The 6183-nt window shown below is 58.2% G+C and carries 4 protein-coding genes, 1 tRNA gene and 1 riboswitch; all 5 genes read right to left on the bottom strand.

Annotated features, from left to right (window positions below; genetic code table 11):
* Positions 1-108: 108 nt before the first annotated feature.
* The 5 genes from AC07N8_RS23090 to ltaE all read right to left on the bottom strand — a co-directional run bounded on the left by AC07N8_RS23090 (position 109) and on the right by ltaE (position 5741).
* Positions 109-199: transfer RNA gene (locus tag AC07N8_RS23090), tRNA-Ser, on the bottom strand.
* Positions 200-261: 62 nt separating this feature from the next.
* A complete protein-coding gene (gene csrA / locus AC07N8_RS23085; RefSeq protein WP_002554426.1) occupies positions 262-450 on the bottom strand; it encodes a carbon storage regulator CsrA in 189 nt (62 codons plus the stop codon).
* Between the two features lie 188 nt (positions 451-638).
* Complete coding sequence (locus AC07N8_RS23080; protein WP_123432851.1) at positions 639-1880, bottom strand: aspartate kinase; 1242 nt, start codon at positions 1878-1880, stop codon at positions 639-641.
* A 91-nt stretch (positions 1881-1971) separates the two neighbouring features.
* Entirely contained in the window at positions 1972-4590 is a 2619-nt protein-coding gene (alaS, locus tag AC07N8_RS23075; protein ID WP_493145951.1) for an alanine--tRNA ligase, read from the bottom strand.
* A gap of 146 nt (positions 4591-4736) precedes the next feature.
* The gene (gene ltaE / locus AC07N8_RS23070; RefSeq protein ID WP_493145952.1) at positions 4737-5741 is read right to left on the bottom strand and encodes a low-specificity L-threonine aldolase; all 1005 of its coding nucleotides are present in this window, start codon (positions 5739-5741) and stop codon (positions 4737-4739) included.
* A gap of 195 nt (positions 5742-5936) precedes the next feature.
* Positions 5937-6108, top strand: a riboswitch (FMN riboswitch).
* The last annotated feature ends 75 nt before the right edge of the window (positions 6109-6183 follow it).

Genomic DNA, 6183 nt, shown 5'->3' with positions numbered 1-6183 from the left:
CATTTGTTGCCGCGCATTATAGGCCGTCTAATCTCTATGTCAAACACTTTTTCTAGTAATTTCAACAACTTACCGAAGAAGCCAGATTACAACGTACTACGCAAATAATGGCGGAGAACGGGGGATTCGAACCCCCGACACCCTTTTGAGGTGTACTCCCTTAGCAGGGGAGCGCCTTCGGCCACTCGGCCAGCTCTCCGCAACACGGGGCGTATCTTAACCAACCTTTTCCCCGTTTGCAAACATAAAAAACGATAAAAATTAATGGCTTGGTTCTTCGTCCTTCTCTTTCTTTATACGCAGGTAAATTTCCTCACGGTGCACAGCAACCTCTTTCGGGGCGTTCACACCGATACGCACTTGATTTCCTTTGACGCCGAGCACGGTCACGGTGATTTCGCCATCACCAATAATCAGGCTTTCTGCGCACCGACGGGTCAGAATCAGCATACCTTTCTCCTAACGCATTTCATTTCAGGGACAACAGTCTGCAAAAAAAAGGCATTCGACCCACAACCGGAATGATCGCAGCCCTACATGCCTGAGTATTGACCAGCGCGAGCAAAAGAACAGTTTTAGGCCGCGCCATTCAAAAAAAGACAAAGGGCGCGGTCAGACCGCGCCCTTTGGCAAACGCATCACTCGCCCTGACGGGCCGGTGCGTCCAGTTCGAAAGCTGTGTGCAGAGCGCGCACAGCCAGTTCCAGGTACTTCTCTTCGATCACAACGGAGACTTTGATTTCCGATGTCGAGATCATCTGGATGTTGATGCTTTCTTTCGCCAGGGATTCGAACATGCGGCTGGCCACGCCTGCGTGGGAGCGCATGCCGACGCCGACGATCGATACCTTGGCAATCTTGGTGTCGCCCACGACTTCACGGGCACCCAGCTCGCCAGCGGTTTTTTCCAGCACGGCTTGCGCCGCCTGGTAGTCGTTGCGGTGCACGGTGAAGGTGAAGTCGGTGGTGTTATCGTGCGCGACGTTCTGCACGATCATGTCGACTTCGATGTTCGCGGCACTGATCGGGCCGAGAATCTTGAATGCAACGCCCGGGATGTCTGGCACGCCACGGATGGTCAGCTTGGCTTCATCGCGGTTGAATGCGATACCGGAAATGATCGGCTGTTCCATGGTTTCCTCTTCATCAATAGTAATGAGGGTGCCCGGACCCTCCTTGAAGCTGTGCAGTACGCGCAGCGGAACGTTGTACTTGCCGGCAAACTCGACCGCACGGATCTGCAGTACCTTGGAACCGAGGCTGGCCATTTCCAGCATCTCTTCGAAGGTAATCTTTTCCAGGCGCTGAGCCACGGACACCACACGCGGGTCGGTGGTGTAGACACCATCGACGTCGGTGTAGATCTGGCACTCATCAGCCTTCAGGGCTGCGGCCAGCGCCACGCCGGTGGTGTCGGAACCGCCACGACCGAGGGTGGTGATGTTGCCGTGCTCGTCGACGCCCTGGAAACCGGCGACAACCACTACGCGACCGGCCTTCAGATCACCACGAATCTTCTGGTCATCAATCTGCAAGATACGCGCTTTATTGTGCGCGCTATCGGTCAGAATCCGCACCTGATTACCGGTGTAGGACACCGCTGGCACGCCGCGCTTGATCAGCGCCATGGCCAACAGTGCAATCGTCACCTGCTCACCGGTGGAAACGATCACATCCAGCTCACGGGGAACCGGTTGGTCGTCGCCACTGATTTGCTTGGCCAGATCGATCAGACGGTTGGTTTCGCCGCTCATTGCAGACAGCACAACCACCAGGTCATCGCCGGCATCGCGGAATTTCTTAACCTTGTCGGCGACCTGCTCGATTCTCTCGACAGTGCCGACCGAGGTGCCTCCAAATTTCTGTACGATCAAAGCCATTTCAAAGCCGCCTCTGCCCATGAAGGGCGCCCAAATAATCACTCAAACAGCGTTCTGGCCCGCCACTAGACCGCGGGCCAGACACACTGCCTTATAAACCCTGCTCTACAAATGGAACGGTCAGGGCCAATGCTGCATCCAGAGCGCCGGCGTCTGTACCGCCGCCCTGCGCCATGTCTGGACGACCACCGCCCTTCCCGCCCACTGCCGCAGCGGCTTGCTTCATCAAATCACCGGCTTTGAGTTGGCCAGTCAGGTCTTTGGTTACGCCTGCAACCAGAACGACCTTTTCCTCATGGACACTGCCGAGCAGGATCACTGCGCGGCCGAGTTTGTTTTTCAGTTGATCGACCAGCGCCAGCAGCGCCTTGCCATCCTGACCGTCCAGACGCACGGCCAGTACCTTCACGCCTTTGACGTCCAGGGCTGCGGCCGACAGATCGTCGCCCGCCGCGCTGGCAGCCTTGGCTTGCAACTGCTCGAGTTGCTTCTCCAGCAGACGGTTGCGCTCCAGCACAGCCGACAGCTTGTCGATCAGGTTGTCGCGGCTACCCTTGACCAGGTTGGCCGCTTCCTTGAGTTGTTCTTCAGCCGCGTTCAAGTAGGCCAGTGCCGCAGCGCCAGTGACGGCCTCGATACGACGCACACCCGATGCCACACCGCCTTCGCTGATGATTTTCAGCAGGCCGATGTCGCCGGTACGGTTGGCGTGGATACCGCCGCACAGCTCAACCGAGAAATCGCCGCCCATGCTCAGCACACGCACGTTGTCGCCGTACTTCTCGCCGAACAGCGCCATGGCGCCCTTCTTCTTGGCGGTCTCGATGTCGGTTTCTTCGGTTTCAACCGCGGAGTTCTTGCGGATCTCGGCGTTGACGATGTCTTCCAGTGCTTTCAACTGCTCAGGCTTGATGGCTTCGAAGTGGCTGAAGTCGAAGCGCAGGCGCTGACTGTCGACCAACGAACCTTTCTGCTGAACGTGATCGCCCAGCACCTGACGCAATGCGGCGTGCAGCAAGTGAGTCGCCGAGTGGTTCAGCGAAGTGGCGTGACGCACGTCGGCTTCGACGTGAGCTTCAACCGGCGCGCCCACGATCAGACTGCCCGATGCCAATACACCGTGGTGCAGGAAGGCGCCGCCGGTCTTGGTGGTATCGCGTACGTCGAAGCGGCTGTTGCCGGCTTGCAGATAACCACAGTCACCAATCTGGCCACCGGATTCAGCGTAGAAAGGCGTCTGGTTCAGAACCACCACGCCCTCTTCGCCTTCACTCAACACATCGACCGACTGGCCATCTTTATAGATAGCGACAATTTTCGCCGAACCGCTGGTGGCCTTGTAACCTGTGAATTCGGTCGCCACGTCAACCTTGACCAAGGTGTTGTAGTCCAGACCGAAGGAGCTGGCAGAACGGGCGCGAACCCGCTGGGCTTCCATTTCACGTTCGAAACCGACTTCGTCGACCGTCAGGTTGCGCTCGCGAGCGATGTCCGCAGTCAGGTCCATCGGGAAACCGTAAGTGTCGTACAGCTTGAACACCACATCGCCCGGCACCACGGTGCCTTTGAGTTCCAGCAGATCCTGTTCGAGAATCTTCAGGCCGTGTTCCAGGGTCTTGGAGAACTGCTCTTCCTCGGCCTTGAGCACTCGCTCGATGTTGCTCTGTTGCTTCTTCAGCTCAGGGAAGGCTTCGCCCATCTCGGCGACCAGCGCCGCGACGATCTTGTAGAAGAAGCTGCCGGTGGCGCCCAGTTTGTTACCGTGACGGCAGGCGCGGCGAATGATCCGGCGCAGTACATAACCGCGACCTTCATTGGACGGCAACACGCCATCAGCAATTAGGAAACCGCACGAACGAATGTGGTCGGAAACAACTTTCAGCGAAGACTGATCGCCATTTTCGCAGCCGATCGCATCGGCCGACGCGCTCAGCAGGTTCTTGAACAGGTCGATTTCGTAGTTGGAGTTTACGTGCTGCATTACCGCACTGATCCGCTCCAGGCCCATGCCGGTATCGACCGACGGCGCTGGCAACGGATGCAACACGCCATCGGCGGTGCGGTTGAACTGCATGAACACGTTGTTCCAGATCTCGATGTAACGGTCGCCGTCTTCTTCCGGCGAGCCCGGTGGGCCGCCCCAGATGTGATCGCCGTGATCGTAGAAAATCTCGGTGCATGGTCCACACGGGCCGGTATCGCCCATGGTCCAGAAGTTGTCGGAGGCGTAAGGCGCGCCTTTGTTGTCGCCGATGCGAATCATGCGCTCGACCGGCACACCGATTTCTTTGGTCCAGATGTCATACGCTTCGTCGTCCGAGGCATAGACGGTGACCCAGAGTTTTTCCTTCGGCAGCTTCAAAACGCCGGTCAGGAAAGTCCAGGCGAAGGTAATTGCGTCGTGCTTGAAATAGTCACCGAAGCTGAAGTTACCGAGCATTTCGAAGAATGTGTGGTGACGAGCGGTATAACCGACGTTTTCCAGGTCGCTGTTTTTGCCGCCAGCGCGTACGCATTTCTGGCTGCTGGTGGCGCGGGTGTACGCACGTTTTTCCTGGCCCAGGAAGCAGTCCTTGAACTGGTTCATCCCCGCGTTAGTGAACAGCAGGGTTGGGTCGTTGCCCGGAATCAAAGAGCTGGAGGCTACACGGGTGTGGCCTTGCTCTTCGAAGAAGCGAAGGAAGGCTTCACGGATTTCTGCGCTTTTCATTAGGTTCTTCCACGGAGGCTGCGGCCAAAGGCCTGTTCGAAACGTCAACAGACGAAGCGACGGCAAAGGGCCGCATTATATCGGCCCTGCGCGCGGGGTACAGCGTGTTTATACGATAGAAACAGTCAATTGGAGCGCTAACGCTATCACTTGCGCGAAAAGTCGACGAATGCCGCGACGACCTGCCCGATTTGTTCACGACTGACGTCCATGTGCGTGACCATACGCAGACGCCCTGCCGCGCTCAACTTGATCCCGCGTTCGGCAGCGAACGTCTTGATGGATTCGGCCTTGTCGCCCATCTGCACGTACACCATGTTGGTCTGCACCGGTTCGACGTCGTAACCCGCTGCGCGCAGGCCTTCGGCCAAGAGTTGCGCATTGGCGTGGTCGTCGGCCAGGCGCTGGACGTTGTTGTCCAGGGCATACAAGCCCGCCGCGGCCAGAATCCCGGCCTGACGCATGCCGCCGCCGACCATCTTGCGCAAACGACGCGCCTTGGCAATCAACTCGACCGAGCCGCACAACACCGAACCGACCGGCGCGCCCAGGCCTTTGGACAGGCACACCGACACGGAATCGAAGTGCTGAGTGATTTCCTTGGCATCAACCCCCAGTTTGACCGCCGCGTTGTAGAGTCGCGCGCCATCCAGGTGCAGTTGCAAGCCCTGTTCACGGGTAAAGCTGCGGGCCCGCGCCAGATACTCCAGCGGCAGCACTTTGCCTTGCATGGTGTTCTCCAGCGCCAGCAACCGGGTGCGGGCGAAGTGGAAATCGTCCGGTTTGATCGCGGCGGCCACCTGAGCCAGGTCCATTGAGCCATCGGCCTGCAGCTCCAGCGGCTGCGGCTGAATCGAACCGAGCACCGCCGCGCCGCCACCTTCGTACTTATAGGTGTGTGCCTGTTGGCCGACGATGTATTCCTCGCCGCGCTCGCAATGCGCCATCAACCCCAGCAGGTTGCTCATGGTGCCTGTCGGCACAAACAGCGCTGCGGCGAAACCCAGTCGTTTTGCCAGCTCGGCCTCAAGAAGGTTGACCGTCGGATCCTCGCCATAAACGTCGTCACCGGTGGCCGCTGTGGCCATTGCGTCGAGCATCCCGGCGGAGGGTTGGGTGACGGTGTCGCTGCGAAGATCGATAACGCTCATGAATCTGGCCTCGGTAAGCAGGGAAAATCCCTTTCAGTCAGGAATTACTGCGGTCATGACCACGAATAATCAACCCTTGAGCCGCAAAAGACACCCCAAGCCAGCGAAAAAGTCGATAACAATCATCAGATAGCAGCGATGCGCGGCTCACAAATATGTGTTAAAAACGCTGCGCCGCCAGACAATCTGACGGCAAAACGTTCTCAGGGCGGGGTGCAACTCCCCACCGGCGGTAATTGCGCGCAATGCGCATAGCCCGCGAGCGCTTGGCGACAGACACGGCAATGGCCGTGCATGACGACAAGGTCAGCAGACCCGGTGTGATCCCGGGGCCGACGGTCATAGTCCGGATGAAGAGAGAACGGGATTGACGCCAAAGGGCCGTCTGTCGCATTCGTGCGAGCGTGCGCACCCTGAAATCCCATTCGATTCATATGCCCTG

The organism is Pseudomonas sp. GW821-FHT10C09 (assembly GCF_059415465.1).
The sequence above is the reverse complement of the archived record's forward strand: the minus strand, read 5'-3'. Positions and strand labels throughout refer to the sequence as shown.

Excerpts from the sequence above, each read along its gene's own strand:
- csrA (WP_002554426.1), bottom strand. The coding sequence starts at position 450 with ATGCTGATTCTGACCCGTCGGTGCGCAGAAAGCCTGATTATTGGTGAT.
- AC07N8_RS23080 (WP_123432851.1), bottom strand. The coding sequence starts at position 1,880 with ATGGCTTTGATCGTACAGAAATTTGGAGGCACCTCGGTCGGCACTGTC.
- alaS (WP_493145951.1), bottom strand. The coding sequence starts at position 4,590 with ATGAAAAGCGCAGAAATCCGTGAAGCCTTCCTTCGCTTCTTCGAAGAG.
- ltaE (WP_493145952.1), bottom strand. The coding sequence starts at position 5,741 with ATGAGCGTTATCGATCTTCGCAGCGACACCGTCACCCAACCCTCCGCC.